A 1,423-nucleotide genomic window follows, 5' to 3' on the forward strand; every position below is an offset into this window, starting at 1 on the left:
GCAGCGGCCCGGTCGACGCGCTGCTCGACCCCTCGGCAGACTCCGGACTCCCGGCCACCGACGAGCAGGGCGCCGCGGATGCCACCGACGACGAGCCGGCACCGGAACCACCGGCCGATCCCGAACAGGTGCTGGCCCGCTTCCGCTGGCGTCTCGATCCGGTGACTCTGCGGGAGACCGTCGACGACCCGGAGGAACTGCGCGAGGTCCGGGAGCGGCTCACCGAGAAACTCGCCTCGGCGCTGGACAACCGGTCCCGCGCCCGGCTGCTGAGCCTGCGCGCGGTCGCCTCGCGGGTCCTCAACGACCTGGACGACGCGCTGGCCGACGGCCGAATGGCGCTGACCTACGCCGAGGCGACCGGTGAGTTGCGCCGGGCCGCGCTCGCCCAGGCCCGGCTGGCCCACGTACTGCGCTGGCGGGGCGAGTTCGCCGAGGCCGACCGGCTGTTCGCGGAGGCCAACTCGATCGAGCTACCCGACCGGCTTCGCGCCGCGCTGCACGAGCACGCCGCCCGCTGCTGCTACGACCAGGGCCGGCTGATCGAGGCCTGCCATCACTTCGAGCGGGCTCTCGACCTGCGCGGCGAGCAGGACGCCGAGTTGCTGGACCGGGTCCGGACCGGCCTCGACGCGGTCGCCAGCCGAGCCGAGGAGGGCGGCTTCGGGCCGTACCCGCGCAGTTGGGACGAGGTGTTGGAGCGCGACCGCACTCCGGTGCCGGCGCGCGACGGCGGCCAGGGCCTGTGGGGTTACGCGGACGCCGAGGGCGACATGGTGGTGGCCGCCCGGTACGCGGAGGCGCAGCCGTTCCGGGACGGCCTGGCCTGGGTACGCGGACCGCAGACCGACCGCTGGTCGTTGATCAACCTGGCCGGCGAGACGGTGCTCGAACCGACCTACCTGGCGGCTCGGCCGTTCTCCGACGGCCTGGCCTGGGTGGTGCGCGACGAGAGCGGTTGGCACGCCGTCGACGCCACCGGCGCGGTGGCGGTGCCGCCGGGTTTCGCCGACGTGCGGCCCTTCCACAAGGGTGTGGCGGTGGTCCGCCGGGAGGGCTGGGGCGCCGTCGACCGCACCGGCCGGATCGTGGTGCCGACCCGTTACCACGGCTTCCACACCACGCTGGCCGACGGCCACCACGTCGACGGCTTCACCGAGGAGGGGCTGGCCGTGGTGGACCTGGCTGGCCGCAAGGGTGTGGTGGACCGGAGCGGCCAGGTGATCGTCGCGCCGGCGCATCCGGCGTTGCTGATCCACCCGGTCGCCTTCCTGGCCACCAACAGCGCCGGGAACTGGGGTGCCCTGGACCGGCGCGGCGAGTCGTTGATCGACCCGATGTTCCACCACCCGGGCGCGGTGGTCGCCGAGATCGACGGACTGCTCGCCGACGCCAACCCGGTGCTCTGAGGCCGGCGGCCCGA

The 1,423-nt window shown here is 74.2% G+C and carries 1 protein-coding gene; it reads left to right on the forward strand.

Translation table 11 applies throughout. From position 1 onward, the window contains the following. A partial coding sequence (locus ENC19_RS29120; protein WP_235945216.1) for a WG repeat-containing protein occupies positions 1-1,409 on the forward strand: 1,409 nt, incomplete at its 5' end. Positions 1,410-1,423: the final 14 nt, after the last annotated feature.

The organism is Verrucosispora sioxanthis, from assembly GCF_010560025.1.
Taxonomy (GTDB): domain Bacteria; phylum Actinomycetota; class Actinomycetes; order Mycobacteriales; family Micromonosporaceae; genus Micromonospora; species Micromonospora palythoicola.